At 69.0% G+C, this 1962-nt stretch carries 2 protein-coding genes; both read left to right on the top strand.

The window, feature by feature from the left end:
- On the top strand, positions 1 to 1163 hold a 1163-nt coding region (gene glmM / locus V7Q31_RS18980), incomplete at its 5' end, for a phosphoglucosamine mutase (RefSeq protein ID WP_333835397.1).
- A gap of 139 nt (positions 1164 to 1302) precedes the next feature.
- The coding region (locus V7Q31_RS18975; protein WP_333835396.1) for a hypothetical protein at positions 1303 to 1962 on the top strand (660 nt) is incomplete at its 3' end.

Here is a 1962-nt window from a genome sequence, read left to right as displayed (position 1 = left end):
CGCTGCAGGCGGGCTTCACCTCGGCGGGCATGGACGTGCTGCTGCTCGGCCCGGTGCCGACGCCCGCAGTCGGCATGCTGACGCGGTCGATGCGCGCCGATGTCGGCGTGATGATCTCGGCCTCGCACAATCCCTTCGAGGACAACGGCATCAAGCTGTTCGGCCCCGACGGCTTCAAGCTGTCGGACGAAGACGAGGACGAGATCGTCGCGCTGATGGAGGCCGGCCCCGCGCTGGCCGAGGCCGACGCGATCGGGCGCGCCAAGCGGATCGACGGCGGGGCCGAGCGCTATGTCGAGTTCGTCAAGTCCACTTTCCCCAAGGGCCTGAGTCTCGACGGGCTCAAAGTGGTCGTCGACTGCGCCAATGGCGCGGCCTATCGGGTGGCGCCGGACGTGCTGTGGGAGCTCGGCGCAGAGGTCCACGCGATCGGGGTGGCGCCCGACGGGCTCAACATCAATGCGCGCTGCGGCTCGACTGCGCCCGAGGCGGCGCAGGCCGAAGTGGTCGCGCGCGGCGCGCATCTGGGCGTGGCGCTCGACGGCGACGCCGACCGGGTGGTGCTGATCGACGAGCGCGGCCGGGTGGTGGACGGCGACCAGATCATGGCGCTGATCGCCGGCCGCTGGGCGGCGGCGGGCAAGCTCGCGCAGGGCGCGCTCGTGGCCACTGTCATGTCCAATCTCGGGCTCGAGCGGCATCTGGCGGCGCAGGGGGTGCGGACGCTGCGCACCAAGGTGGGCGACCGCTACGTGGTCGAGCGGATGCGCGCGGAAGGCTGCAATGTCGGCGGCGAGCAGTCCGGCCACGTGATCCTGACCGATTTCGCCACCACCGGCGACGGGTTGATCGCGGCGCTGCAGGCGCTGGCGGCGGTGGCCGAGAGCGGGCGGCCGGCCTCCGAGACGCTGACCCTGTTCGAGCCCTTGCCCCAATTGCTGCGCAGCGTGAGCTACGATCGGGCGGCGAAGCCTCTGGAGTCCCATGCGGTCCGGGCCGCCATGACCGCAGCCGAGGCGCGGCTTCACGGCGCGGGACGGCTCGTGATACGCCCCTCGGGCACGGAGCCGGTGATCCGGGTCATGGCGGAGGGCGAGGACGAGGCGCTGGTCGCCGAAGTCGTCGACAGCCTGTGCGCCGCCCTGAGCGCCACCGCCGGCTGAGCCCCGCGGCGTCGCCGCAACGGCGCGGAGCGCATCGCAGACCCTTGATCAGGCGCGACTGGACTTCGCTGCGCGCCGAGGTATCGTTAAGAGGCCTGTTTGTTTCGCCAACGCGAGCGCGCGGCGTAAGGAGCGCGAAGTGAAAAAACCCAGTTTCGAACGGTCCGACGCCGCCGCACAGCCGTTTCACTTTCCTTACTCGCCAGACATCGTTCCAGGGATCGTGTTCGCGATCGACCTTGTCGTGATCGCGATTGCGACGGCGGCGACATATCTCGCCATTCCGGCCGTCGCCGAACCGAAGCTGGAGTACTACGTCTTCTGCGCCATCTTCGTCGGGCTGGTTTATTGCGCGCTTGCGCAGCGCGCCGGCTTCTACGCCATCGGCATGATCATGCAGCCCTTCGCCCGCGCCGACGACATCCTGATCGCCCAGATCACGAGTTTCTTCCTTTTCATGAGCGTGATCATCGGGCTCGACGATGTCGGCCACTTTCACACGCCGTGGATTCTGTATTTCTTCGGGGCGAGCACGGCGGGTCTGATCGCCGCCCGGTTCGCGGTCTATGTCGTCCTGCGCGGGCTGTCGCGGCGCAAGCTGCTCGGCCGCAGCATGGTCGTTCTCGGCACCGGCGCGCAGGCGTCGCGCTTCCTCGCGCGGCTCGGAACCGCGAAGCCCTATTTCTCTTACATGGTCGGGGTGTTCGGCACCGACCCCGAGCATCTGCCGGCGACCTTCGAGGATCAGCCGGTGCTCGGCGGGCTCGACGACCTGCTCTCCTATGCGCGCCGCCAGAAG

The sequence above is a fragment of the Rubrimonas sp. genome, assembly GCF_036788415.1.
Classification (GTDB): domain Bacteria; phylum Pseudomonadota; class Alphaproteobacteria; order Rhodobacterales; family Rhodobacteraceae; genus Rubrimonas.
Note: the sequence above shows the minus strand (reverse complement) of the source record. Positions and strands in the feature narration are given on the sequence as shown.